This is a genomic window from Spiribacter pallidus (assembly GCF_040838495.1).
Classification (GTDB): Bacteria; Pseudomonadota; Gammaproteobacteria; order Nitrococcales; family Nitrococcaceae; genus Spiribacter; species Spiribacter pallidus.
In genome coordinates, this window is record NZ_JBAKFM010000003.1 from 58,571 (window position 1) to 84,244 (window position 25,674).

The following is a 25,674-nucleotide window of genomic DNA, read 5'->3' on the forward strand; positions in this document are numbered from 1 at the left end:
AGCAATCTCGCCGGGGATTATTGAAAGACAAGATCGTAATCCCCATCAGCGCTCAGACAGGGATGCACACCTTCACCGGCCGGCCAGTCCGGCCAGCGCTCACGCCAGCGCCGCCGGTCCGACGCCGGTATCCGGGCGTCGACGAACAGGTCGGCCTTGCCCCGGCCGCGGCCTGGAAGGAGTTTGAGACTGGCCGCCGGCAGCCAGATATTGTGTAGCCCGGCACGGTGGGCGCGCAGCATGAGATCCACCGCGGCGAGATGGCTGTGGAAGCCCTCGTCAAATCCATCAAGGGACTCGAAGGTGCTGCGAGCGATGGCGACGGCCAATGGCGATAAAGCGGCGTAGCGCTGATGCAGCACCGCCCTCGCCCCATAGCCGTAAAGGCCCCGACGCCAGTCCTGGAAGACGAAATGCGCCGCATCGTTGTCTGAGAAAACAAGCCCACCATGATCCAGCCGGCGACGGGTCGACCACACCCGGGGGGCAACACAACCGATGCGCTCCTGCATCGCCCAGGCACCGAGATGCTCCAGCGCACCCGGCGAGGCACTGGCGATGCCATCATCAAGGAAGAAAAGGACATCCGCCTTCGAATGCGCAACCGCCCGGTTGAACCGGCGGGCATATCCCCCCTCTCCACGGGCGTCGAAGTAGTCCACCCGGGCATCTTCAACGGTTTTTTCGATCGGCGACTGGGACACCGGGTCGGCGAGGGCTGCGGTCACGGCAAGCCCGAAAGCGCCATGGCGGTAGTTGACCGACTGAAAGATAGTTAAATCCGGGCAGGGCTCAACCCGCGCCTGTTGCCCGGTACGCTGCAGGTGCTCGGTCACCGCGCGGGTGGCAATCCCCGTGGCGTATCCTTTTTCGTCGTTGGCAAGGGCTGTGCTGCCGGCAACGGCCCGCCAGTGGTAGAGCACCCGGGGGATGTGAATGACCTGCTCGGGGCGGATGCGCTCAATCACCCGCAGGGCGAGATCCAGATCCTGGGAACCCTCGAAGCCCTCGCGGAAACCACCCACCGCTTCCATCTCGCTTCGCCGGTAAACACCCAGATGACTGATGAGGTTCTGTGCGAGAAGCAGCTCATAGTCATAGTCCGCCTTGAAGTAGGGGTCGATTCGACAATCTGTATTCTCCGCGATACGGTCCTCATCGGAGTAGAGAATGACGGCCTCCGGGTGCGCATTAATGGAATCGGCAACCGCCAGCAACGCCTCCTCCGCGAGCAGATCATCCTGATCAAGCAACGCCACGTATTCACCGCTGGCCGCCTCAAGCGCTGTATTGGATGCCGCTGATATGTGGCCATTGCTCGACCGATAAACCGCTTTAATCCGCTCATCCCAACCCTCGGCTTCGGCAAGAAGCGCTGCCACCGCCGGGTCTGTTGAGCAATCATCGACAAGGCAGAGTTCCCAGTGCGGATAATACTGCCGGCAGACCGAGTCAATCGCAGCCTTCAACAAATCCGGCGGCGGGTTGAAAACGGGTACCAGCACGGAAATGCGGGGTTGGTAGGCGAGCGACTCAACGCCCGCGGTGTCGGCTCGCGTCGACTGCCGACCAATCCACCGCTGATAGGCCTCGGTGGTTTGCGGCTGATTAGGGCTGCGCCATGCTGCGATCAACGCCTTGATGGCCGCGAAGACGCCGTCGTGGCGATCAACTTTTTCAACCACGGTGGCCTGCCAGTCCCGTGCCCAGAGGCTGATCAGCCGCGGCCAACGCAGTGGTGCGCTGGCCCGCCAGCTTGCCGACCGCCGCAGGGCGCCCACCTCCTCCCGTGCTGCCTTGAGCCTTTCGGCCAGATCATCGCCGCGCTGCTCCGCCGCGAGCCGTGCCCGATCGGTCTCGAGGTAATCCCGCCTCAACGCCGCAAGCTCCCGACGGAGGGTTTTCACCTCTTCGGCTGGTGTTTGGCGCGGTTCATCCATCCGGCGCGCCACCCGTGTGTAACCCGTGGTCTGCCAACGCTAAGTCCTCCCTTGCCCTGGACAGGTTGGCATTGTAGAAAGGATCCGTGTTGAGCTTCTCACTCCAGCGCGCCCGCATAATTCGACTCTCTTCCGCCAGGCGTTCGGCCTTCCTGCCGGATACATCGCTTCCACGGGAAAGCGATTCATGGTGTTTCAGCCGAACACCGGGAACGAGCAGATTACTAAAACCATGACTCATCATCTTCAAGCAAAGGTCAACATCGTTGTAGGCCACTGATAGCGATTCGTCCATCCCACCGACCGCATCATAAGCAGTCTTGCGGGTGAAAAGCGCCGCACCGGTGACCGCACTGACCTCGCCGACACCCCCCAGCATCCCAGCGGCCTCTGTGCGTCTGGGATCAAGCCCCCGCATGGGATGCCCCGCAACACCCCCCAACCCAAGTGCGATCCCGGCATGTTGAATGCTGCCATTGGGATAAGTCAGCAATGGCCCGACACACCCAACGTTCCGCCAGGCGCATGGCACTGACAGATGGCCAAGCCAGTCACGCTCTTCTGGCGGTTCAATATCATCGTTTAAAAGACCAATGACTTCATTGCGGGCGTGATGCACGCCAAGGTTGATCATCGCTGCGAAGTTGAATGGTTCATTGAACGAAAGGATCGAAACCTGAAGGTGCGAGCCGGGCACATGGCCTTTTTGCCTCAGTTGATGCAAAGACTCGAGACTCTCCTCATCGCTCGTCTGATTGTCCACCAGAATCACCTCCGTCGAGTCTGCGGACACTGAGCCGGACAGACCTTCTAGCAGCCGCTTGAGGTGCTTGCCTCCGTCTTTAGTGGGGATCACCAGACTAACGGTGGGCTTTTCTTGCTTGGGTTCCGGTATTACCGAGACGGTCGGCTCCTGGGAAGATGCAGGCGACTTATGGAAAAGCACCAGTGGGATGTGAGCGATCTCATCAGCCGGCATGCTCTGGTCAATCGCAAAACCGCTTCGTACGAAGCGGCTCCGGTCTATGTAGTCACCATGGTCATAGCGCACTGGTGACCAATCAGGCTTCAATCGTGGATCATGACGGAATCCATTTTCATCCATCTGATCATGGTCGCAGTAGATGACTTTGAGCTCGGGACGGTCAGCAACCGTGCGCTCGAGACAAGCCAGGGCCTCGGGATGGAGCCGATCCCCCGGACACAGATCCATCGACCACTCCCCATTCTCACCGGTGCGCTCGGCGTCTTTTTCGTTAATCAGTCGAATGCGATGGTCTCGCCCCTCACCCAACCCTAAGTACTTGCCAACCTTTTCCAGGCCCGTCGACGAGCCAAAAACCACAAACTCCCAGGGACCATGCGTCTGTTGCCGAAGCGACTCGAGCGTCCTTTGGAGCAGGTCTTCCCGGGAACCCACCCGGCAACGGAACGTGCACGGACAGCCGGCTGACCTGGGAAGCGGTAGACCGGAGGCCACAACCCATCCAGCGATCAGCCTCGGCTCAACTTCCGCAATCCACCGGGCGTAACTCAGGCATTCATCCGGGCGACGTTCAAATTGGCCGTTGTACGACCACCAGTCGAGATTGGTGGTCGGCAACTTTTCCACGGAAAGGGCCTTAATCCGAAAGGGTCCTACGAATTCAACCGGATCGATGCGCAGCCTCGCCGGCCTTTCCAGGCGAAGGCGGCGCTCGGCCACTTCGCCACTTCGATATGGCAACCCCATGGCTGTGTCGGGCTCGTCACCACGATCGGTCGTCTTGTAGATCCGGGCATTTCCATGGATGCCATCAAGCTCACGGGAATGCGTTTCAATATGGAGGCGCAGCCAGTAATCACCTGGTTTCAACCGCACTACGGAGCGCAGATTCGCCCCTGGCTCAATCGTCTCTGCGACACGGCCAGAGGTCCAGGCAATACCCGTTGAATGGGAAAAATCCCTCACTGATAGCCGGCGCCGGAAAAAACCCAGTATGACGCCAGTCAGGCGATTCGAGCGGTAAACCAAACCAAATGTCACAAACAACCTTCTCCTCAGCCACCTGGCAGCAATGCCCGGTAGGCCTCGAATATTTCGTTGCTCGCGTAGTAGCGCAACATCAGTGTTTCATGAACAAGACCGGCGGTGTAAAGGATGACACCGGCGCTGACGGTGATGAACACCACGGCAATGAGACCGACCATCCGCACCCCGCGCGCGGCGAGCAGGGTGGCAATCGCCAGAAAGCTGAAGGGGAACAGGAAAATCGGCAGAAAATAGCGGCCCTGCACGCCAGGTCCCCAGTCGTTCGGGCCCGAGCCGTGGGCGTTATAAATTCCGTAGGCAGCCAACGCCACGGCAAGGGGTACGCACACAGCGACCATGGCTAGAACCGCGAGCCGGCCAACGGGGGCGGATGTTTCAGCCACCGTCGGCGTGCGGGCACTCCATAGCCGCCGCCACAGCCGCACCGCCATTGCAACGCCCGCCACAAGCAATCCACCAAAAACCCAGGACTTGTACGCGATGACGGCCCGCTCGGGCATCACGGTATCCAACTGCCCCAGCACCCCGAAAAAGCTGTTGTAATCGAGCAGGCCGAAGCTCACATTCAGATGCAGCATCTCAAGCAGGTGCATGTAATAGAGCCCCGGGTATTCCGCACCGGCCAGCGTGCCCGGCAAACGGAACGGGATGACGTGCCGATAAGCATCCATCAGCTGCAGCAGGACGGGCCCCGCGGCAATACCGCCCAGGGTGATCACGACCGGCAGCCACAGCCAGAGGGGATGCGGGCGCCATTGGTAGAGCCCGCGACCGGTCAACCAGAGCAGTAACACGCCGGCCACCGCCAGATAGGCGACAAGGTCGTTTGCGAAAAGAAAGAGCGCGAGGGCCAGCAAGACGGGGGTCACCAGTCGATGCCAGTAGAAAAATGACACGAGCAAAAACATCCCAATCGGCACGGCATAGCCTGAATCGTTGACCACACTGGTCATGAAAAGCATCTGCGGCATCGCCGCGTAGACAACCAGCGACACCCCAAGCCCCAGGCGCAATCGGCCATCACCGGCCTCACTCAGCCAGGGCCGCAGCAGTGACTGTCCACGGGCGAGCACCCAGAACAGAACGCCATACAAAAAGTAAGTGAGCAGCGTCTGTCCGTGACGCACCAGCGTTAAATAGTCGACAGCCGGTGTGTCGGGATTGGCACGAAACCACAATGCCGGCAGCGGGTTGTAGAGATAGGTAAGCGCATACTTATCGCCACAAGTTTGTCGACTCACCCGCTGCAGCGGGGTCTCGGCGGTGGGCGGTGCGTTTTCTCGCAGACGCTCGAGCACATCCACATGCGCCTGTGTCACGGGCAGTCGGTGCCGTCTTGCAAGCGGCATGTAGTCATCCCGCGCAACCACAAGATCCTCCCAGATATGCGCACATCGGCCCTCGCCATCGAACGCCATTTGGTGGAAGCCGGCGAACGCCACCGGGATCTGCGCCTCTTCATCCGGTCCCTGATAGAAGGGCACCATTCGGGCAAGCTCAAGCTGAAAGGCCAGCAGCAAAGGCAGCGCCACCAACCCGAGTATCCCCACAACCTGCTGCGGCCGGTTTTCAATAAGGGTGCCGATCGCCGCCAACAAACCACCCAGGCGCTGCCCAACGGCGATGACGCGCTGCCGTCCTGCCCATCGCGCCGCGAGCTCGAACAAACCCCACAACAACCCGCCCAGCAGCAGTGCCGGTAATACGGCCAGGGCTTTCTGCAGGGGGGCGGGTTTAAAGAGAGCCGGTTCAATCGCGATGCGGAACTGCGGGTCCCGACCGGTTCCCGGCAACAGCAGGCCTTCGCCGACCAATCGCGGCGGGCCAATGTCATGGCGCCCGGACATGGATTCAAGGAGACGGGCCGGTTCCAGCGACTGGGTGTTCCAGCGGCTCTCCAATTCGACACGGCCAATGATGACATCAATGGCCCGCTTGGCGGGATCCAGCCTCAGCTCACGCCAGGAATAGAAGACGTTGAAATCAAGACTGACGCCGACCGTACGACTAGCGTCGAGCCGGGCCTGACGACTGCGCTCGGCGACGTACTGACCGGGCTGCTCGGCCACGAACGCCTCCGCCATCGCCATCTCGGCGGATCGGGCATCAAACCGAATGGTCAGTGGCTGGTGGATGGAGATGAACGCCCACCAGAGCAGGGCGGCGGCGAGCGCGACAGCTACTACGCGTCGCGGCGCCGTCGCCAGCACGCTCACCCGGGGTTTGCGCGCCATCCGCTGTCAGTCTTGCGGATCGACGGGCCCGCGCTGTGCCCGGGCGTTGACGAGGAACTCAGCAAAAAAGGCCGCGAACACCCCGAGCATCAGCCCGAGCACCGCACCAATGGCGATGATCTGTTCCGGCCCGGAGCTCACCGGTTCATCGGAGGCGGTCGGCGGGCGCTGCACCTTCGTGGGGCCAGCCTCGGCACGCAGTCTATCCAACACCATGAGCCGGTCTTCGACGGCCCAAAGGTTCTCCATCTGTCTGGCCATGAGGGAGACGATCACCTCCTGCAAGCGGGGAGTCTCACCGCTGGCACCCTCCGCAACCCCCTCACGGCGCTCATCATCCGGTCCGCTGGCCGTCTGGCTGTAGCGCTCATCGATCCGCTCCTGTAGTTGTTGCAACCGCTGGATCCGGACATCGAGCGTTTCCGCTTTCGTTTGCCATTCCGCGTCATGCACCTGCACGAGCTCGGCAATCACTGCATCCATGAACGCCCGCGTCGGCGCTTTTGCGGCATCGACCACCTCCGCGCTCAGCCGCAGCAGCCTACCCTCGTCATCGGCGATGGCGGCGGTCACCTCGGCAAACCCGGCGTCCAGGAAACTGTCGCGCTCGCGCAGCTGTGGAATGATAATTTCATTAATCCGCGTCACGGCCGTTTTGGTGGCGGTGAGCAGCTCCATGCCACCCGCCGCGTTGGAGGCCGTTTCCACCACGCGGCCGGGAACCTCGCCGATCTCGATGATGGCCTCCATCTCTTAGACCGGCTCACGACTAAGGGCAAACACCGCCGAGGCGAGCGCGATCACGGCGGTGGTGATGATAACGACCATCCGCCGACGCTGCAGGATATCCCAGAGCTCGTAGAGACTGATCTCGTCATCCGGATAGTACTGAACGGGAGCGGGCGGCCGCGGGTCATTACTGCTCATCGATTACCGTCTCCTAGCATGACGGCAGTATCCACATATGGGGCCGGTTAGCAAGGCGGGACGTCAGCCGAGGGCGTGGCCAACCGGCCATGGCCAACCGCCTCAGGCCCTCACCACCGAGGCTTCGGGGAAGAGCATCTTCTGGGGCTGTTTCATGATCTCGAGCAGCAGCATCACCCGATCCTCGCCACAGCGGCCGTAGAAAAGCCCCTCATAGCCGGCGAAGGCCCCTTCCCGGATCACCAGCCGGTCGCCTTTTTTGTAGTCCGCCTGGGGCGTGGGGATGCAGCCCACTTCATCGACGTTTTCACGCAGACAGTCGACCACCGGGTCGGGGACGGAGGGTACCCGGTCGCCCCAGCGCACCAGACCGGCAACCCCGCGGGTGGACCGGATGGGCGCCCAGTTCTGAGTGATGTCGTCGAGGTGGATGAAAAGATATCGGGGGAAGAGTGATTCGATGAGGGTGGTCATGCCACCGCGGCGCCTGCGCCGGACCCGATGCTTGGGCCGGAAGACCTCGAAGTCCTGGTTCTGGAGATGCAGCTCGGCGCGCTCGTCTTCGCGGGGTTTGCAGTAGACCGCATACCAGTGTTGCACGCTGCCTTGGCCTCCTTATACGTTCATCCGCTGAACGATGATTACACACAGATTGCCAAGAGTTGCGGTGAATGGCAATCCCCCGAGGGGTGATGCCCGCGTCTCGTCGGCAGTGAGACGGGTGGGGGCTGAGGGCTCGGCTTTGGTGGCGCCGGACGTCCGCCCCCGGTATCGTTCCCCCATGAAGATCCTGGTCACCGGCGCGGCCGGTTTTATCGGTTATCACACCTGCAAGCGGCTCCTGGCCCGGGGCGATACCGTGGTCGGGCTGGATAATCTCAACGATTATTACGACGTCAGCCTGAAGGAAGCGCGCCTCGCCCGGCTGAGGGAAGAGGGCGGCGGTTGCGGCGATTTCCAGTTCCATCGCTTGGATCTCGCGGACGAGTCAGCCATGCAACGGCTTTTTGCCGAATCCGGTGTCGACCGCGTCATCCACCTCGCCGCCCAGGCCGGTGTGCGCTACTCGCTGGAAAACCCCCAAGCGTATGTGGACAGCAACATCACCGGCTTTTTAAACGTCCTCGAAGGCTGCCGCCACAACCAGGTGGAGCATCTGGTCTATGCCTCGACCAGCTCGGTGTATGGCGCCAATACGCAGATGCCGTTTACCGAACACGAGCCGGCGGACCACCCCCTGGCCATCTACGGCGCGACCAAGCGGGCCAATGAGTTGATGAGCCACAGCTACGCCCATCTCTTTGGCCTGCCCTGTACGGGGCTGCGGTTTTTTACCGTCTATGGCCCCTGGGGCCGGCCGGACATGGCGTTATTCCTTTTCACCCGCAAGATCCTGGCCGGCGAACCCATCCCTGTCTTCAACCACGGCCACCACCAGCGGGATTTCACCTTTGTCGAGGATATCGTCGAGGGCGTGGTCCGCGCCTGTGACAACCCGGCCACCGGCAACCCGGACTGGGACAGCGACGCGCCGGACCCGGCCACCAGCGCGGCCCCCTGGCGGATCTTTAACATCGGCAACAACCAGCCGGTGCAGCTGTTGCTCTACATCCGGGTGCTTGAGGACTGCCTGGGCCGCAAGGCGGAAATGGAGATGCTGCCCCTGCAGCCCGGTGACGTCCCCGACACCTGGGCCAGCGCGGACGATCTCGCCGCGGCCGTGGGGTATCAGCCCGCTACGCCGGTGGAAGAGGGCGTGCGCCGGTTTGTGGACTGGTATCGGGAGTATTACGGGATCTGAGCCCGCCGGCGCTCACTGCCAACGGCGGCGGCCACGCCCAGCGCCAGGACACCGTTCAAAAGAGCGGCGCCGGCCAGCGACATAACCAGCGGCGAGAAAAAGAGAAATGCCAGGACCATCCCCATTGCGCCATGCGCGGCAATGGCATGGGCAAGCGGCCAATGACCGCCGGCGCCGGCACGCGCGATGCCAACGACCGCACTGAACCCAATCAACAAAAACAGTCCTAGCGCCGTCCAACCCCCCATCAGCGCCAGCACGGCGTATGCCGATGATTTCTGGTCGGCAAGCGCGGACAGGTGAGGCGCCTCGCGGCCAGTCACCTCACCGACCGCTCCGTCTTGCACGCCATCCACGTCGGACACCGACAAAACACCCCAGCCGGCTAATGGCCGTTCCGCGACGGCCTTCCAGGCGCGACGCCACTGATCCAGGCGGACAGCCACGACCGGGTAACGCTCGCCCGCCAGTTCGGTTTCTCCGGCGGCATATAGCATCGCCGACTGCACCGGCTCCCAGTACTCTTCAGTAAGCGACAGGCCTGGGGGCTTGAAGGCGTTGGCGAGCAGACTGGTGGCTAACACCAGAATGATGGCGCAACCGACAATCCCGGCCCAGACCCGCTGTCCAACGCCATGGGCTGCCGATGCAATCACGAGCACGAAAAGCCCGATCAGTGCCGCAGCGAGCGCCGTTCGCGAACTGGTCCCAAGCAGCAATAACAGCGTAATCGCGATGGTCACCAATGCGGTCACCGCCACAGCCCTCGCACGCCAGCGCTGGCGGAAGGCTGCCAGGCCAGTCGCGGCGGCCACCGACAACGGCATCAAGACCAGCGCTAGCAACAGCCCGTCAGCCGTCGGGTTACCCCAGTGACTACTGGTCTGGATGAAGCCTGCTTCCAACGCCGGCCATTCGGCGGCGCTGCCTAGCGCAAGTAGGGTGCTCGCCACCAGCACAACCAATAGCGGCAGACCATGCGTACGAAGGCGGACCAGCCACCAGCCAAGTGGCAGCGCCAGTAACCCGCTCAAGGCAACGGGCAGCCAGCTAGCTGCCACTGCCGGTGTTGGACCTTGCCACATCGCCAGACTCAGCCAGACACACAACCCCAGCGCCAACCAGGTAAAAGGCAGGCGTCTAAGATCGGCTGCGACAGCCCTGATGCAAAGAGCACTGGCAAGCAGAACCAGGCTATAAGCGGCCAGCATCAGCCGCTCTGCGGCAAATGGCACCGCCGCGAGCCCGATGTATCCCCCGGCCAGCGCCATACGTGTCGGCCAGTCCATAGGGCCTGCCTGGGCTCGTAGACGTTTCAGTGCACGGGTGCTGCGCCAGGCATAGCGGACAAACAGATAATGGGCTCCGGCCACGGCGATCAGCGCGCTGCCCAGCACCACATCGGGCACACCGATGGCCGAGCCACCGACACCAACCGCACCCAGCCCGGCCGACAGGGCAATCAATATCGCTGCGGACTGCCCGGTGCTAAACCCGGCCCGTCCGAGAATGTGGTGCAGGTGATTACGGTCGGCATGGAACGGGTTCTGCCCCCGCAGCAGACGCCGAAGCATGAGGCTGACGGTATCCATGACCGGCAGCACCACAATCCAGGCAATGCCCACCGGCGAGATCACCCGCTGCGGCGCCTGCGAGATCTCAATGGCAAGCCAGGCCACCGCAAACCCCAGCGCCAGACTGCCGGCATCCCCCATGAACACGCTGGCGCGGCGCCGGAATGGAGAGCGCAGGTTGTGGAGCAGAAAGCCGAGCACGGCGGCGGCGAGCAGAAGCGACAGATAGGCGGCGTCCTGCGCGCCGGCAAGCGTTGCGGCATAGGCAAGCCAAAGCAGCATCACCGCAACGACTCCGCCAGCCAGACCATCCAGGCCATCGAGCATATTCACGGCGTTGACGAAGCCGACCAAGGCAAAGACCGTCAACGGAATCGCTGCACCGCCAAGCGCCATGCTCGAGCCCCCAGGCCAGGTGCCCAAATCTTCAATCACCAGACCACCCAGAACCGTGGCGATGAGTGCAGCCGCCAACTGCGCCATCAATTTTGGCCAGCTCCGAAGCCCTTTGAGGTCATCCAGATAGCCGACAAAGGCCAGACCCGCCAGGCCGATCCAGGCCGGCACGCTGATCTGTGCCGGTGGAGAGAGGCTGTAGGCGGTCGCGAACCCGGCGACAATGGCCAGCCCGCCGATGGTGGGGGTCGCACGCTTGTGCGCCTTGCGCCCGCCGGGCTGGTCCACCAAGCCCATACGCATGGCCGGCCGACGCAGAGCCTTTAGCAGCATCGCCACGGTGGCAAACGCCAGTAACAAGACCGGCCAGTGCTGCGTCGCTATCTCAATCAAGCTCACCGCCCTCCATTGCCGCGAGTCAGTATAGCCCCCGCGGGCGGCGTCAAGTGCTAGCCCAAGCGCAACGTTTACGTCTGCTCCGCGGCATTGGCGACAAACTCCCGGCCAAAGGCCGCAAAAACCCCTAGCATCAAGCCGAGCACAGCACCGAGGGCGATGATGGTGGTGGGGGGCTGACCCTCGGGAGAGTCCGCTATGGCCGGTGGACGGACCATGGCGGTTGACTGAAGCGATGACAAGCGAGCTTCAAGCGAGGCAACCGTCTCATTCAGTCGGACAAAGTCGCTGTTGATGTCGCGGGAAACCAACGTCTCGACGATGCCCTCGAGCATCGCGGCGAGCTGCCGATCGGCGTTGCTGCCGGGCTGCTCGGCACCGCCACCAGATCCACTGTCGGAATTAGGGCTGGCGATAGACACCCGCTCGCGGGTTTCTTTGAGCGTCTGCAACTCTGCCCGCAGATCAGCCACACGCTGCTCGAGACGCTCACGCTGAGTAGCGAGCTGATGGTCGTGCATGTCTACAACGGCGTCCACGATGCCGCGCAGCACCGGATTCATTGCCTCGGCTGCCTCCGCCGGGATAGCAACAGCCACCCGCAGAAGGCCAGCGTCTTCATTGAGCACTTCGGCGGCCGGCACTGGCAGCTGTCCCGGCACCTCGGCCTCCGACACCTGGGCGGCCGCCTCGCCTGCGCCGCGCTTTTCCATCACACGCGGGATGATGAGCTCGTTCAGACGGCTTGCCAGGGCCCTGGGGCTTTCGATCCGCTGCATTCCTGCCTCGTCGAAGCTCGGCACTTGCCCGACTTCGATCACCGCATCGAACTGGTAGGTCGGCGTCCGGGTGAGAGCGTAGGCAGCGGCCACGACAGTGGTCAGCAGGAACACCGCGCCAATCAGAAGACGGCGTTCGACTAGGGTGTTCCAGAGCTCATAGAGGCTGATTTCATCGTCTTGGTAAGGGTACGGGTACGGCGCTATTGGTGCCTGAGGCGGCTGCTGAGCCTGCTGTGGCTTTCCCTGCGGCTGCGAATTCGATCCCTGCTGCTCAGCCATATCAATGTCCCGTGAGTGCCTATCAGTTCAGTGCGACCTGGTTGGTACAACCTAGTCGATGCGATCCAGTCTTTGCGACCTAGCGCGGTATTGCGACCCGGTTATAACTCGAGATGTCGAATTTGTTTGAGTCGAGAGGATATCGTTTTCTATCGATCACAGGTAGGAGAGATGCCGTGGTGAGGCCTAACGACGGCACTGACCTTCAGCGTTAGTTCAGTTACGGATTGGGCGTGAACTCGGCGTGGTGTGGCGTGGGCATGCGCGCGGGGCTCGGGCTCGGGCTCGGGTGTAGGCGTAGGTACGCGGTCAGGGCTAGAGCTCGAGCTCGGGTATGGGCATGCGGTCGGGGGTCAAGCTTGAACTGGAGCTTGGGCTTGGGCATGCGGTCGGGGCTCGGGCTTAAGCTGAGGCTTGGCTCGGGCATGCGGTCGGGGTCGGGCTAAGGCTCGGGCTAAGGGTCGGGCTTGGTCTTGGGCATGTGCGATACGCATTCCGTAACTCGTCGACTCGGGCGGTACGGCCGATGCTCAATGCCTTCCGGCAGCCTATTCACGGCTGCCGTATAACGCCTCGACGATTAACGGAAACCGACTTCCGTCACGCGTAAAAAACTGGGCCCTAAACGCCCATCAGCACCGGTAAGCGATTGATTTATTGTGACATCAAGAGGCGCTCAGGCCCTATGACGCGTTACGGAAGACGTCATCCGTCGAGATGTTGTACGGCAAACCAGGAAATTGCCTGAGAAAGGGGGTACATCCTCCCCGGCAAGAAAGCCTGCCCCTCGATGTTTCGGTGATAGCGCCTGTCCCCCATTCCCGCGACGGTGTCCGCACCGGTGGCCCCGGGCCCCGCCAGCCGGGGGCTCCGACAATCGCCATCACGGCATCGCGCCCCCATGCCCCGGGGGCCTGCAAGCCCCCGATCCCTTGATCAATCACCGGTCAGCAGGGACTCCACGGCCGCTGCCAGTGACTGAAGCCGACGGTCAGCAGCACGGATTTGTTCGGAGACCGCATGCTCTTTCGCCTCTCCCGCCATATCCACACCCCCGATCTGCGCCGGCTCACCGCTCCGGGCCGCCTCATGAATCTGGTCCGACTCATCGCCCTGACCGGGCTCATCGGCTTGATCCGGCGCACCGATCTGACCTGGATCGCCCAGGTACTCCAGATAGACCTTGAGCTTGGGTTCGGTGCCGCTGGGCCGGATGCTGACCAGGCATTCGTCGAAGGCAAGCTGGATGAGGTCCGTGTTGGGGAGCGCGATCGGCTCGGCGTCCAGTCGCTCGCGGCGCGAACCCGATGGGATCTGTTTGGCCTGCGGGCTTTCCGCATCCGCCGGTTCCGCCTCGCCGGGTTGGAAGCTCTCGGCGCCGGCATAATCAAAGACCCGGCGGACCGGCAAGCCGTCCAGCGATGCGGGCGGGCAGGCGCGGAGGCCGGCGAGCTGGCGGGTCATGCGCTCGTGGGCATCGGCGCCTTCGAGCTTGAGGCTGACCTGGCGATTGACCGCAACCCCTAAGCGGGCATAAAGCCCCATTAATCGCTGGTGGAGGCTGCGGCCGCTGGCCAGGGTGTCGCGGGCGAGTTCCGCCATGACCACCGCCGCGGCGATGCCGTCCTTGTCGCGGACCCGGCGGGTGGGGCAAAAGCCGATGGCGTCCTCATAGGCAAAGATAAGCTGCTCGCCGGCGGCTTCGCGTTGCAACGCGCGATGCCAGATCCACTTGAACCCGGTGAGCGTTTGTTCAAAGCCAACCCCATAGTGCTCGGCGATGCGCCCCAGCAGACGCGAACTCACCACGGTGTTCACCACAAACCCGGCCGGCATGGCCCCGGCCGCAGGCGAGGCACCCCCCCGCTCGGCGTCGGCTGCCCGGCATGCCAACAGGTAATCCGCCATGAGCGCGCCGATCTGATCGCCCATCAGCACCTGCCAGTCACCGGCGGCATCGGGGATCGCCACGGCCAGGCGGTCGGCATCCGGATCGGTGGCAAGGGCCAGATCCGCCTCTACCATCGCGGCCAGACGGGTCAGCCGGTCCAGGGCGCCCGGCTCCTCGGGGTTGGGGAAGTTGACCGTCGGAAAATCGCCATCCGGCGCGGCCTGATCGGCTACCTCGTGCAGCTCGATATCTCCCTGGTTAGCCAGGGCCGTCTTGAGCAGTTCGCCACCAACCCCGTGCATGGCGCTGTAGGCGATTCGAAGGGGTGCCGGTCCGGCCGATGCCGCGGAACCACTCGATGCCACCGGCCCCGCCGATGTCTCCGATCCGGACGGATCCGTCGCCGTGGCGGCACCCTCCCCGGACCGCGGAATCGTCTTCTGGGGCCGCGGGATCACCTTCTGGGGCTCGGGGATCGTCCTCCGGGGCCGGGCGATCGCCTCTAGATACCGACGACGCAACGCATCGCCATGGACCTGCCAGTACGGCGCATCGCCCGGTTGCTCCGGCGTGGCCGTCGGCAGCCTTGCATCCAGCGGGAGTGCGGCGAGGGCGCGGGCGATTCGCTCATCGAGCGGCGAGACCAGCTGGGCGGCGTTGGACCAGTAGACCTTGTAGCCCAGATATTCCGGCGGGTTGTGGCTGGCGGTCAGCACCAGGCCGGCGGCGGCCTCGAGCTCGAGCGTGGCAAAGGCGGCCAGTGGCGTGGGGCTGTAGCCATCAAAGGTGTGTACTCCGATGCCCGCGCCGGCCACCGTGCGGGCGGCGGCCTCGGCCAGGGCCTGCGAGCCGTGGCGGGCGTCATAGCCGATCACCACGCCGCGGCGGACCGCGTCCGGGACTTCGGCGATGAGGACATCGGCGATGACTGCGGTGACCCGCTGGATGAGCAGCGCGTTCATATGCGCCGGCCCGGGCCCGGCAAGGCCGCGGAGCCCTGCGGTGCCAAAACTCAGCGGTGGATCGAAGCAGTCACGCAGCGCATCAAGGGCGCCGTCGGCGGACGCCGCCGCCTCAGCTGATGCTGGCGCCTCGGCGGGTGCCGCGCTTTCTGCGTTCGCTGGCGCGTCAACCAGAGTTGCCGCCTCGGCCCGTGCGATCAGCCGCGCCAGCTGCGATCGGGTATCGGGATCCGAATCAGCGTCGCGCCAGGCGCGGGCGCGTTGCAACAGCCTGGCGATGCCGTCCGTGCGCTTGCCCATGGCCGGGGGCTAGTCGGCGTTCTGCAGGGCCTGGAGCGCGGCGTCGTAGTCCGGCTCCTGGCGGATTTCCGGGACCAGCTCGGCGTGGATGACGGTGTCATCCCGGTCGAGCACCAGCACTGCCCGGGCGGTGAGCCCGGCCATGGGGCCGTCCAGCTGGAGGATGCCGTAGTCTCTGGCAAAGCTGTGGTCGCGCATCATCGACAGCGCCTCCACCCCCTCGATGCCCTCGGTCTCGCAGAAACGGGCCGCGGCGAAGGGCAGATCGGCAGAGATGTTGAGCACCACCGCGTCGTCGAGGGCTGCTGCCTTGACGTTGAACTGACGGGCGGACATGGCGCAGGTGGGCGTATCCAGGCTGGGGACAATGCTCAGCACCTTGCGCTTGCCGGCATAGTCGGCCAGCGTGACATCGCTCAGGTCGGTGCGCGTGAGGCGAAAATCCGGCGCCTTGTTGCCGACCCGCGGCAGATCGCCGCTCAGCTGTACCGTCTCACCCCGTCTTGTCACTGTGGTCATTGTTGTTCTCCTGTTGAGGGCCTCAAGCCGAGCCCTAGCGCTCCTCGGCTACCACCTCGGCGTAGCCGTCGGCGTCGAGCAGTTCCTCGAGCTCACCCGGGTCGGTGGCCTGCATGACAAAAAGCCAACCTTCGCCGTAGGGGTCCTGGTTGACCTGCTCCGGGGCGTCGGCAAGCGCTTCGTTGACGGCCACCACCTCGCCGTCCACCGGCGCGTAGATATCCGAGGCGGCTTTGACCGACTCCACCACCGCGCAGGTATCGCCGGCCTGGACGTTGCCCTGCTCCCCCGGCAGCTCGACGAAGACCAGATCACCCAGCGACTGCTGCGCATGCTCGGTGATGCCGATGGTCACACGGCCGTTGCCTTCGTCGCGGACCCACTCGTGGGTGCGGGCATAGCGTAAATCAGCGGGAATATGGCTCATCGACAAGGGCTCCTCGCAATCATCGGCGCATCATACGGGATCGCGGCAGAGTTCGGGGACATCGCCGGCGGCGCCGGTGGCCTGTTTAAGCAACGCCCGCCGCGCCGGCGGGAAGAGATCGAGCAGCGTCAGCCCGACATTGCGCGCCGCCACCAGCGGCAGGAATTCGTTGGAAAAAACCCGCACCAATCCGTCGGTAAAGGTAAAGGTGCGGCGATAGTCGCTGCGGCGGCTGCGGGCATAGGCGGCCAGCCGGTCCGGGTCGCCGGGGTCCGCGGGCCCGGCGGAACCATCCGCCTCGGCCGGTGGCCCCAACTCGCCCGTCTCCGCCGGCCGGCATGCGTCGTCGGTCTCGCCGGCCTTGCCGAGCGGCCTGCCACCGCCCAGCGCCTCCACCAGCCCGGCCACATCTCGCAGCGCCAGGTTGAGCCCCTGGCCGGCCACCGGGTGCAGGGCGTGGGCGGCGTTGCCCATGATCACCGCCCGCTGGGCGCAGAACTGATCGGCGGTGACCGCCCAGAGCGGATAGACCTGTCGCTTGCCCACCGCCTCGAGCCGGCCCAGCCGCCAGCCGAAGGCCGATTGCAGCGCTTGCAGGAACGCCGTCTCGCTCCACTGCGTCGCCGCCGCCTGGGCCTCGTCATGGGGCAGGGTCCAGACCAGCGAGGCGGCGTCCTCCCCCGCCGGCAGCACCGCCAGCGGCCCGTCCGGAGTGAACCGCTCGTAGGCAGTGCCGTGGTGGGGATATTGGGTGCGCAGGTTGGCGATGATCGCGCTCTGGCCGTAGTCGCGCTCATCAAGCCCGACCCCCAGGGCCTCGCGGGTGGTCGAGCGCATGCCATCGGCGACCACCAGCAGCCGGGTCGAGACGGTCTGCGGGCCGGACTCGGTTTCGATGACCACCTGACGGGCAACGGCCTGCGTCTCCGCCGGCGACGAGGTCGCATGGCCCGCCGGATCATCCGCCGGGGCGCGCGCCGCATCCGGGTCCGATCCCGCCTCGGCGGGTTCCATCACCGGATGGGTCTGGGTAATCCGCGCCGGGCAGAAGACATCCGCCGCCTCGGCCATGGCCGGCGCGAGCACCGCGCCCAGCACCCGGTTGGGGGCGACATGGCCGAGTGCCGGCAGGCCCTCCTCGGCGGCATCCAGCCGGGTGAACCCACCATGCCCCCGGTCCGAGACATGGATGCGGCGGATCGGCGAGGCGCCGGCCTCGATGGCCTCCCACAGCCCCAGGTTTTCAAAAAACCGCCGCGAGGTGGGGGCCAGGGCCGTCTGGCGATCGTCAAAACTGGGCTGAGACTCGGCCTGGGGCGGGACCGGTTCGACCACCGCCACCCGGTAGCCCGAGCCGCGCAGCGCCACCGCCAGACTGGCCCCCACCAGGCCGCCGCCGGCGATGACGATATCGTAGTCAAAGCCGCTCATCGCGCCGACTCCATCATCGCCTCGATCTCGTCGATGGCCTTGGGTGCGGCCTCGGTGAGGTTTTCATGGCCCTCGCGGGTGATCAGGCAGTCATCCTCGATCCGCACGCCAATGCCCTGCCAGCGCGCGTCGACATCGCTGCCCGGCGGGATGTAGAGCCCCGGCTCGACGGTCAGCACCATGCCGGGTTCGAGCTCACGCCAGTGGCCGTCGACCTTGTAGTCGCCCACATCGTGGACATCCATGCCCAGCCAATGGCCGGTGCGGTGCATGAAAAACCGCCGGTAGTCGCCCGACTCGAGCGCCTCGTCGACACCGCCCGAGAGCAGCCCCAGGTCAACCATGCCCTCGGTCAGCACCCGGGTGGCGGCCTCGTGGCCGGCGTTCCAGTGCTGACCGGGGCGAACCTGGGCCAGCGCGGCGCGCTGGGCATCGAGCACCACCTCGTAGACGGCGCGTTGCTCGGCGCTGAACCGGCCGCTGACCGGCAGGGTGCGGGTGATATCGGCGGCATAGCCGTCGATCTCGGCGCCGGCATCCACCAGGATCAACTCGCCCGGGCACAGCTCGGCCTGGTTGGCGATGTAGTGCAGCACACAGGCGTTGGCCCCGCTGCCGGCGATCACCGGATAGGCCGGGTGGCCGTTGTGGCGGCGAAAATCGTACAAAAGCTCCGCCTCGATTTCGTATTCGCGCATGCCCGGGCGGATGACACCTAAAAGCCGGCGATGGGCGGCCGCGGTCACCCGGGCGGCGTAGCGCATGCGCGACTGCTCGGCGCGGGACTTTAAAAGCCGCATCTCGTGGAGGACATGCTCGAGGGCGACATACTCCATGGGCACCCGCACCCCGCTGCGGGCCCGGCCGCGCAGGGCGTTGACCCAGCCGATGAGGCGCTGGTCGAAGGCCGGGTCGGCGCCCATGGTGCAGTAGACCTTGCTGCGGCCTTCCATCAGCCCCGGCAGGATGTCGTCGATATCATCGATGGGAAAGGCGTCATCCGCGCCGTAGACATCCACCGCGGCGGTCTGGCCGATGGTCCGGCCCTGCCAGACCTCTCGGTCGGGGTCGCGTTCGCGCGAGAAAAGGATGTAGGCGCCGGCCTCGCGGCCGGGGACGAGCACCGCCACGGCGTCGGGCTCGTTAAAGCCGGTGAGATAGAAAAAATCGCTGTCCTGCCGATAGGGGTGGTGGACATCGCGGTTGCGCGGCCGCTCGGGCGCGGCGGGCAGAATGGCGATGCCATCCTCGCCAAGATGCGCCATCAACCCCTGGCGGCGTTTTCGATACTCGAGCATTTCCATGGTACTTGGACGCCCTAGCTGTCCAGAAAATCCCCGCCCGCCGGCCCGGCGCCGGCCACCGGCTGGGCCGAGGAGGGCAGCGCGGTGTGTTCACGCAGCAACAAGGTCGCCGCCCGCAGGTACTCGACCAGCTCGGTGAAGGCCATTTCGTTGTCTTCATCGGCGCTCAGATCCGTATCCACCCGGGCGATCTCGGTGAGATCATTGACTACTTCGTTGGCCTCCCGCGGCAGTTTGGCCGGCTGGTGGCTGCCCGCCACCCCCAGGCCAAACAAAAACCCCTCGCACCACTGGCCCAGCTCGCGGGCCCGCTCGGGCAGGGGCGCCGCGTCGTCGGGCAGCAGCGGCTCGAACTCGAGGCTGTCATTGCGCAACCGCTCGCGGGTGTCCTGGTAGGTCTCGGTGAGCGCCTCGAGCACCTCGCGGGCGGCATCGCCCTTGGGCGAGAGGCCGTCGAGGACCTGGGCGATCCACTGGGCAGTCTCGGGCTCGTCGGGGCTGCAGAAAAGCCCGCAGAGCATCCCCTGCGCCCCGGCGGCGGTGACATCGGCGTCGATCGCCTGCAACGCGGCGGCGAGCTTTGTGTAGCTTTGTGTCTCGGTCATGGGGCAATATCCTAGCATTCGTGCTAGCCTCCGGGGGGTCGAAGGGAGGTCGCTCAAGTGGTTGATTCCGTTAGCGAACAGATCGCACAGCTGGAGACGCGGGTGGAAGAGCTCATGCGGCTTTGCGATCGGCTGCGCGAGGAAAACCGTCTGCTGCTTGAGGCCCAGGAGTCCCTCAACGCCGAACGCGCGGCGCTGCTTGATAAAAACGAAACCGCCCGGGCCCGGATCGAGGCGATGATCAGTCGGCTGAAAGCGCTGGAGCAAAACGCATGAGCGAACCGGTCAAAGTCGAAATCCTCGATCGCGAGTTCATGGTGGCCGCCCCGCCGGAAGAGCGCGAGGGGCTGATGGCCTCGGCCCGACAGCTCGATGCGCGCATGCGCGAGGTCCGGGATACGGGCAAGGTGGTGGGCATCGATCGCATTGCCATTATGGCCGCGCTTAACATCACCCACGAAATGCTCCAGGCCCAGGCCTCGGCATCGACGGCGAGCGACGCCGGCGAGCGCATCGGCCGGCTGAGCGAACGGCTCGAGGCGTATCTAGCCGAGGCCAACGGCGGCGATGGGCCCACCGATCGGGGCTGAGCGGTCTCATCGATGACAGCGCTGGACGGCCCTCGCTGGTGTATGCAGACTGGAGGTGGGTTTCCTGCGGCGTTCGAGAACGGGCTTTCAGCATTCTTGACCCTACAATCATGCGCCTCAGGGGAGTTGTTGTTTTATCGCCAGTGTGCAGGTCCGCCACGCAGCGGAAAGCCTAAGGCGGTATTCGCCCTCCCCGACCTGAACCACAGGGTTCAAGGGCGTTGCCCGAACGGCGCTGCGGGACCCATCCATTGTCTATCGGGGCGACAGGGCCCCGTTATCTGCCATGACCCTCGAGGATAAGCCCGGCCTGCGTCGCTGGCTGCGGCAACGACGACGCGCCATCTCCCCGGTCGATCAGCATCGCGCCGCCCAGGCCGCGGCCGAGCGACTGAGCGCGCTTGCCCGTTGGCGTCATGCAAAGCGCGTGGCGGTCTATCTGCCGGCGGATGGCGAGATGGGCACCGCCGCGGTGATGGACGCCGCCTGGCAGGCCGGCAAGGCCATCTATCTGCCGGTCATCCAGCCCCCGCGGGGACAGCACGGGGCCGCCGCGGCGCGACGCGCCGGGCATCTGGTCTTTCGCCGCTACCAACCCCGCACCCCGCTGCGGCCAGGGCTGCTGGGCATTCCCGAGCCGGTCCGCGGTGCCGCGCCATGCCTGCCGCTGGCAGCGCTCGATGTCCTGGTCATGCCGCTTGTCGGGTTTGATGCCCGGGGTCGGCGGCTTGGCATGGGCGGTGGGTTTTATGACCGCACCCTCGCCGGCCGTAACGGCCATCGACGCCCCTGGCGGGTGGGGCTTGCCCATGCCATCCAGCAGATACCCGCCCTGCCCGAGGACCCGTGGGATCAGCGGCTCGATGCCTGTGTCACAGAATCGTCGACGTGGCTCTGGTAAACTGATCGGTTATGGCGTATTGGTTGATGAAATCCGAACCCGATGTCTATGGCATCGACCACCTGGCCGCCGAGCCCGGCGGGCGGGACCACTGGGATGGCATCCGCAACTACCAGGTGCGGAACATGTTCCGGGACCAGTTCAAGGTCGGTGATCAGGCGTTTTTCTACCACTCCAACACCAAGGTCCCGGGGATCGTGGGGGTCATGGAGATCGTCAGCGAGGCCTACCCCGACCACACGGCCTTTGACCCCAACGAGAAGTACTACGACCCGAAAAGCGATCCGGACAAGCCGCGCTGGCTGATGGTGGATGTGCAATACCGCCGCCACACCCGCCGGGTGATCCCCCTGGCGGAACTCAAGGCCGATCCCGCCCTCTCACAGATGAAGCTTGTGCAGCGCGGCAACCGCTTGTCGGTGATGCCGGTCAGCGAGGCCGAGTGGCAGCACATCCTGGATCTGGAAAAGCAGGGCGAGACAGGTGAGTGAACCGGCAAAGGCGTTGAATCAACTGCGGGCCTTGATCGATGCCATCCCCCTGACCGCACTGGTCCTGGGGCTGGCGTTGTGGTGGATGGGCTGGCCGGGTATTGCCAACAGCGACGGCGAGATCCCGCCGCTTGAGCCCGTCCAGGCCCAGAGCGTGGAACAGCTCGAGGGGATTTTCAGTCAGGCGGGCTATTTCTGGCCGGCCCGGCAGGTGCCGCCGCTGACCTTAAAGGCCTTCCCCAACGACATGGGCGAGGCGCCGAGCGAGCAGCGCAAGGCGTTGTTCTTTCGCGCGCTGATGCCGCTTGTCCTCGCCGAGAACGAGCGTATCCGGCGCCAGCGGCATCAGCTCCATCAGGCGCTCAGCGAATCGCTGCCCGAGCAGCGGCGCAAGAACATCCTCAATCGCCTGGCCCAACGCTACCGGGTGGATGGCCCGCCCCTTGCGGCCGAGACCTGGCAGGCGCTGGAGCGGCGCATCGATACGGTGCCCGCGGCGCTGGCCCTGGCCCAGGCGGCCAAGGAAAGCGGCTGGGGCACATCGCGGTTTGCCCGCGAGGCCAACAACCTCTTTGGCGAGTGGACCTGGGATGCCTCGCAGGGCCTCAAGCCGCTGGATCGGCCCGAGGACGCCGATCACTATGTGCAGGTGTTCGATAACCTGCGCGACTCGGTGCGCAGTTATCTGCAAAACCTCAACAGCCACCCGGCCTATGCGCGTTTTCGCGCCATTCGCGCCCGGGCGCGCGGCGAGGGCCGGGCCATGACCCCCGCCGAGATGACCGCCGGGCTCGAGAACTACTCGCAGCGCGGGATGGCCTATGTCGAAGAGGTCCGCGCGATGATCCGCGCCAACCGCCTCCACCGGCTGGCCACCAACACCACCCTGGCCCGCAAGTCCAAGCGGGTCGCGCTGCGCTGATCCGCCGCTAGTCCGGCGTCAGGGCCTTGGCAAGCACCCGGGACGCCCGGTCGGGCTGATAGTCCGCACGCCGGGCCGGCGGCAGCGCCTCGGGGTCGGTGGGCTGATACCCCCGCTCGACAAACCAGTGACTGGCCTGGGTGGTGAGCACGAAAAGCTGCCGCCAGCCCCGCGCCCGCGCCTGTGTCTCGAGTTTTTCAAGCAACTGCTCGCCCCGCCGGCTGTGGCGGTATTCCGGGTGCACCACCAGGCAGGCGATCTCGCCACCGCTCGGGCTGCCATCACCTCCATCGATGCCATGGAGGGCGGCACAGGCAACGATGGTGCCTTCGCGCTCCATGACCAGAAAATCATCGATCTCGGTCTCGAGCCGCTCGCGGGTGCGGGCCACTAGCACGCCATCGGCTTCGAGGGGCCGGATCAGCGCCAGAATCCCCGGGATATCGCCGGTGCCGGCGGTGCGCAGCTGCTCGAAGGGCCGCGCCGCCACCAGTGTCCCCACCCCGTCCCGGGTGAAGAGCTCGCCCAGCATGGCACCGTCCTGGCGCCGGGGCAGCAGATGCACCCGGGGCACACCGCCGCGGCAGGCCGCCACGGCCCGGGCCAGTTGCTGGCGGATCATCTCTGGCATGGCCTCTGCCTCGGCGCTTGCGAGCAGCCCCCGGGCCTCGTCCAGGGTGAGTTCGCCCCGGCGGTGGCCCTCGCCGTCCACTAACCCGTCGCCTTCGTGGAGGAACAAAAGCTTGTCGGCCTGCAGCGATCGGGCCACCGCCACCGCCACGTCGCCGGCGTGGAGGTTGAAAAGCTCGCCGGTGGGCGAGACCCCGAGGGGGCTGACGATGACCACCGCCCGGTCGTCCAGGCGCTGGCGCAGGGCATCGGCATCCACCCGCCGAACGGTGCCGGTGTACGCATAATCAACCCCCTCGAGCACGCCCAGGGGCCGAGCGGTGACGAAGTTGCCGCTTGCCACCTGCAGCCGCAACCCGGCCATGGGCGAGTTGGCAAGGCCCATCGAGAAAAGCGCCTCGAGCTGCAGCCGCACCGCGCCCACCGCATCGCGGACACCGTCCATGGCCGTGGCATCGGTGATGCGAAGGCCATTGGCCCGTCTAGGCTCGATGCCGGCCCGGGCCAGGCGCTCGTCCACTTGGGGCCGGGCCCCGGGGACCAGCACCAGCCGGATACCCAGCCCGCTTAAAAGCGCCAGGTCGTGGACCAGAGCGTCCGCGGCCTCGGCATCGATCAGCGCCTCACCGTCGAACCCCACCACAAAGGTGCGGTCACGATGGGCGTGGATAAACGGTGAGCTGTGCCGAAACCAGGCCACCAGCTGTGCAAGGGATTGCGTCATCACCGGCCTCTAGAGATCGCCCCAGCTGCTGCGCCGCCGCCAGCGAACGCGCGTCACGGCAATGCCAAGCAGCATGCCAAACACCACCACCGCGGCGCCGGCGACAAACCAGTCCTGGCGCTCGCGCTCGGCCATGCGCTCGGCGCCGCGTTGCAGATCCTGCACCTGCCGCTCGAGGTCGATGACCTGCTTGCGCAGACGCTGGTTTTCATCGGCAAGGGCCAGGCCCTCGCCGGCCTCCTCGAGGCGTTGGGCCATCCGCTGGTTGTCGGTCTCGAGGGTTTCATTCTGCTGCGAAAGGGCCTCGAGCCGCTCGCGGGCACGGGCCAGCTCGGCCTCGAGGCGACGGTTATCGGCACGCACCCGCTCGAGCCCGGCTTCGGTCTCGGCCAGCCGGGCGGCGGCAACGGGCTGGTCATCCAGATAGATGCTGCGCACGAACCCCTCATCCTCGCCCACCTGCACCCGGGTCCAGGTCTCGCCCCGGCTTAAGACGCTCACCTCGGCCCCCGAGCGCAGCAGGCGGATGATGCGATAGTCATTGCCCTGGCCGCTGCGCAGGGTGATCTCGAGCTCGTCGGTGACATAGGCGCGGGTCTGGGCCTGGACCGCGGTGGCCGCGAAAAGGCCCACCACCAACAGCATCAGCAGCATCCCAGCGATTTTTCCTGACACACGCCGCACCGGCGAACTCCCCGTTGAACAGTCACTTCGGAACAAGTGTTGCAGTCTAGCGTAAGCCCGGTGGCCGGGACACCCGAAGTGCGTGTCATCAAGTGCCTCGATCGGTCACAATGCGCGCATGCTGCAGTATCCGGCAATCGACCCGGTGGCCATCTCGATTGGCCCGCTGGACATCCACTGGTACGGGGTGATGTACGCCATCGGCTTCGGGCTTGCCTGGTGGCTGGGGCGGCTGCGCGCCCGCCGGCCGGACACCCCGGTGGGACCGGCGCAGATGGACGATCTGCTGCTCTATGGCGCCATCGGCGTGGTGCTGGGCGGCCGCATCGGCTACATCCTTTTTTATGCCGCCGACGCGTGGCTGGCCGACCCGCTGTCGCTGCTGCGCGTCTGGGAAGGGGGGATGTCATTCCACGGGGGATTGCTGGGGGTGATCGTGGCCATGGCCCTCTATGCCCGGCGCCACCGCATCCCGGCGCTGGCGCTGGGGGATTTCATCGCGCCGCTGGTGCCGCCGGGGCTGGCGGCCGGGCGGCTTGGCAACTTCATCAACGGCGAGCTCTGGGGTGCGCCCACCCAACTGCCCTGGGGCATGGTCTACCCGCCCCTAGGGCCGGAACCCCGTCACCCCTCGCAGCTCTACGAAATGGCGCTCGAGGGCCTGGTGCTGTTTGCGCTTTTGTGGTGGTTCTCGCGCCGTCCCCGGCCGGCCGGGGCGGTGACCGGGTTTTTCCTCATCGGCTATGGGCTGGCGCGCTTTGCGGTGGAGTTTGTGCGGCTTCCGGATGCCCACTTGGGGTATCTGCTCGCCGGAATGACCATGGGCCAGCTGCTGTCGCTGCCCATGATCGCCATAGGCGTTATGCTAATCGCCGCCGCGCGACGGCAGACGCCGTCATACTGATCGGTCGCTAGAAGGGATATCCGCACCG

General features: G+C 65.2%; 23 protein-coding genes and 1 other RNA gene. 8 read left to right on the forward strand and 16 right to left on the reverse strand.

All coding sequences use genetic code 11. The annotated features are described in order from the left end of the window. Positions 1–17: 17 nt before the first annotated feature. The 6 genes from V6X73_RS06720 to rfaH all read right to left on the reverse strand — a co-directional run bounded on the left by V6X73_RS06720 (position 18) and on the right by rfaH (position 7,733). Positions 18–1,940 carry a glycosyltransferase gene (locus V6X73_RS06720; protein ID WP_367959276.1) on the reverse strand — a complete coding sequence of 641 codons (1,923 nt, stop codon included), beginning with the start codon at positions 1,938–1,940 and terminating at the stop codon, positions 18–20. Further along, a complete protein-coding gene (locus V6X73_RS06725; protein ID WP_367959275.1) occupies positions 1,933–3,966 on the reverse strand; it encodes a glycosyltransferase family 2 protein in 2,034 nt (677 codons plus the stop codon). The genes V6X73_RS06720 and V6X73_RS06725 overlap by 8 nt, the downstream gene beginning before the upstream one ends. 14 nt (positions 3,967–3,980) lie before the next feature. Continuing rightward, positions 3,981–6,206, reverse strand: coding sequence for a hypothetical protein (locus V6X73_RS06730; RefSeq protein WP_367959273.1), 2,226 nt, complete (start codon positions 6,204–6,206; stop codon positions 3,981–3,983). 6 nt (positions 6,207–6,212) lie between these two features. Next, the gene (locus V6X73_RS06735; protein ID WP_367959272.1) at positions 6,213–6,956 is read right to left on the reverse strand and encodes a GumC domain-containing protein; all 744 of its coding nucleotides are present in this window, start codon (positions 6,954–6,956) and stop codon (positions 6,213–6,215) included. Between the two features lie 3 nt (positions 6,957–6,959). After that, entirely contained in the window at positions 6,960–7,133 is a 174-nt protein-coding gene (locus V6X73_RS06740; protein WP_367959271.1) for a Wzz/FepE/Etk N-terminal domain-containing protein, read from the reverse strand. 102 nt (positions 7,134–7,235) lie between these two features. Further along, the gene (gene rfaH, locus V6X73_RS06745) at positions 7,236–7,733 is read right to left on the reverse strand and encodes a transcription/translation regulatory transformer protein RfaH (protein ID WP_367959269.1); all 498 of its coding nucleotides are present in this window, start codon (positions 7,731–7,733) and stop codon (positions 7,236–7,238) included. Positions 7,734–7,914: 181 nt separating this feature from the next. Here rfaH and V6X73_RS06750 point away from each other — a divergent pair, with 181 nt between their 5' ends. Next, the gene (locus V6X73_RS06750; protein WP_367959268.1) at positions 7,915–8,934 is read left to right on the forward strand and encodes an NAD-dependent epimerase; all 1,020 of its coding nucleotides are present in this window, start codon (positions 7,915–7,917) and stop codon (positions 8,932–8,934) included. Here the strand turns inward: V6X73_RS06750 and V6X73_RS06755 are convergent. From V6X73_RS06755 to V6X73_RS06790, 8 genes are all read right to left on the reverse strand, one after another. After that, complete coding sequence (locus tag V6X73_RS06755; protein WP_367959267.1) at positions 8,922–11,297, reverse strand: O-antigen ligase family protein; 2,376 nt, start codon at positions 11,295–11,297, stop codon at positions 8,922–8,924. The genes V6X73_RS06750 and V6X73_RS06755 overlap by 13 nt on opposite strands. A gap of 74 nt (positions 11,298–11,371) precedes the next feature. Continuing rightward, positions 11,372–12,361, reverse strand: coding sequence for a Wzz/FepE/Etk N-terminal domain-containing protein (locus V6X73_RS06760; RefSeq protein WP_367959266.1), 990 nt, complete (start codon positions 12,359–12,361; stop codon positions 11,372–11,374). 936 nt (positions 12,362–13,297) lie between these two features. Then, the gene (locus V6X73_RS06765) at positions 13,298–15,514 is read right to left on the reverse strand and encodes a phospho-sugar mutase (protein ID WP_367959265.1); all 2,217 of its coding nucleotides are present in this window, start codon (positions 15,512–15,514) and stop codon (positions 13,298–13,300) included. A 9-nt stretch (positions 15,515–15,523) separates the two neighbouring features. Beyond that, positions 15,524–16,033 (reverse strand): thiol peroxidase, encoded by a 510-nt coding sequence (tpx, locus tag V6X73_RS06770; RefSeq protein WP_367959264.1) that lies wholly within the window; start codon positions 16,031–16,033, stop codon positions 15,524–15,526. Positions 16,034–16,067: 34 nt separating this feature from the next. Continuing rightward, positions 16,068–16,460, reverse strand: coding sequence for a glycine cleavage system protein GcvH (gcvH, locus tag V6X73_RS06775; RefSeq protein WP_367959263.1), 393 nt, complete (start codon positions 16,458–16,460; stop codon positions 16,068–16,070). A 30-nt stretch (positions 16,461–16,490) separates the two neighbouring features. Beyond that, complete coding sequence (locus tag V6X73_RS06780; protein ID WP_367959262.1) at positions 16,491–17,891, reverse strand: FAD-dependent monooxygenase; 1,401 nt, start codon at positions 17,889–17,891, stop codon at positions 16,491–16,493. Beyond that, entirely contained in the window at positions 17,888–19,195 is a 1,308-nt protein-coding gene (locus V6X73_RS06785) for an aminopeptidase P N-terminal domain-containing protein (protein WP_367959260.1), read from the reverse strand. The genes V6X73_RS06780 and V6X73_RS06785 overlap by 4 nt, the downstream gene beginning before the upstream one ends. Before the next feature lie 14 nt (positions 19,196–19,209). Beyond that, a complete protein-coding gene (locus V6X73_RS06790; RefSeq protein ID WP_367959259.1) occupies positions 19,210–19,800 on the reverse strand; it encodes a UPF0149 family protein in 591 nt (196 codons plus the stop codon). A 57-nt stretch (positions 19,801–19,857) separates the two neighbouring features. On the opposite strand from V6X73_RS06790, the gene V6X73_RS06795 reads away from it, so the two are divergent. From V6X73_RS06795 to V6X73_RS06820, 6 genes are all read left to right on the forward strand, one after another. After that, entirely contained in the window at positions 19,858–20,076 is a 219-nt protein-coding gene (locus V6X73_RS06795; RefSeq protein ID WP_367959258.1) for a TIGR02449 family protein, read from the forward strand. Beyond that, on the forward strand, positions 20,073–20,390 hold the full coding sequence (locus V6X73_RS06800) for a cell division protein ZapA (protein ID WP_367959257.1): 318 nt from the start codon (positions 20,073–20,075) through the stop codon (positions 20,388–20,390). The genes V6X73_RS06795 and V6X73_RS06800 overlap by 4 nt, the downstream gene beginning before the upstream one ends. Positions 20,391–20,448: 58 nt before the next feature. Continuing rightward, positions 20,449–20,638, forward strand: a non-coding RNA gene (ssrS, locus tag V6X73_RS06805) — 6S RNA. A 38-nt stretch (positions 20,639–20,676) separates the two neighbouring features. Then, positions 20,677–21,291 (forward strand): 5-formyltetrahydrofolate cyclo-ligase, encoded by a 615-nt coding sequence (locus V6X73_RS06810; RefSeq protein ID WP_367959256.1) that lies wholly within the window; start codon positions 20,677–20,679, stop codon positions 21,289–21,291. Positions 21,292–21,302: 11 nt separating this feature from the next. After that, the gene (locus V6X73_RS06815; RefSeq protein WP_367959255.1) at positions 21,303–21,782 is read left to right on the forward strand and encodes an EVE domain-containing protein; all 480 of its coding nucleotides are present in this window, start codon (positions 21,303–21,305) and stop codon (positions 21,780–21,782) included. Continuing rightward, positions 21,775–22,704 carry a glucosaminidase domain-containing protein gene (locus V6X73_RS06820; RefSeq protein ID WP_367959254.1) on the forward strand — a complete coding sequence of 310 codons (930 nt, stop codon included), beginning with the start codon at positions 21,775–21,777 and terminating at the stop codon, positions 22,702–22,704. Before V6X73_RS06815 ends, V6X73_RS06820 begins: the two co-directional genes overlap by 8 nt. A gap of 7 nt (positions 22,705–22,711) precedes the next feature. Here V6X73_RS06820 and argA read toward each other — a convergent pair whose 3' ends face one another. Together argA and V6X73_RS06830 are read right to left on the reverse strand one after the other, a co-directional pair. Continuing rightward, entirely contained in the window at positions 22,712–24,058 is a 1,347-nt protein-coding gene (gene argA, locus V6X73_RS06825) for an amino-acid N-acetyltransferase (RefSeq protein WP_367959253.1), read from the reverse strand. A 9-nt stretch (positions 24,059–24,067) separates the two neighbouring features. Beyond that, positions 24,068–24,712 carry a TIGR04211 family SH3 domain-containing protein gene (locus V6X73_RS06830; protein WP_367959252.1) on the reverse strand — a complete coding sequence of 215 codons (645 nt, stop codon included), beginning with the start codon at positions 24,710–24,712 and terminating at the stop codon, positions 24,068–24,070. 148 nt (positions 24,713–24,860) lie between these two features. Between V6X73_RS06830 and lgt the strand changes: the two genes are divergently transcribed. Continuing rightward, complete coding sequence (lgt, locus tag V6X73_RS06835) at positions 24,861–25,646, forward strand: prolipoprotein diacylglyceryl transferase (protein WP_367959251.1); 786 nt, start codon at positions 24,861–24,863, stop codon at positions 25,644–25,646. The last annotated feature ends 28 nt before the right edge of the window (positions 25,647–25,674 follow it).